General features: G+C 67.4%; 1 pseudogene. It reads right to left on the reverse strand.

Features of this window, described 5'->3' with window-relative positions:
* A pseudogene (locus J5J09_RS22405) lies at positions 1-264 on the reverse strand (hypothetical protein); the annotation flags it as partial.

The following is a 264-nucleotide window of genomic DNA, read 5'->3' on the forward strand; positions in this document are numbered from 1 at the left end:
CGCCGATGAGCGTATCGTTGCCGGCGCCGCCGTCGAGCGTGTCATTGCCCGCACCGCCATCGAGCCGGTCGTTGCCGGCAAGGCCGCTCAGGGTATTGTTGCCGGAGTTTCCCGTGATGACGTTGGCGAGGCTGTTGCCGGTGCCGGTGAGGTTTCCGCTTCCTGTCAGCACGAGGTTTTCCACCGAGCCGCCGAGGGTGTAGGAGATCGAGGCGCGGACGGTGTCGGTGCCCTGGGCGGCCATTTCCTGGACCTGGTCGCCGG

The organism is Ciceribacter sp. L1K22 (assembly GCF_017599385.1).
Taxonomy (GTDB): domain Bacteria; phylum Pseudomonadota; class Alphaproteobacteria; order Rhizobiales; family Rhizobiaceae; genus Allorhizobium.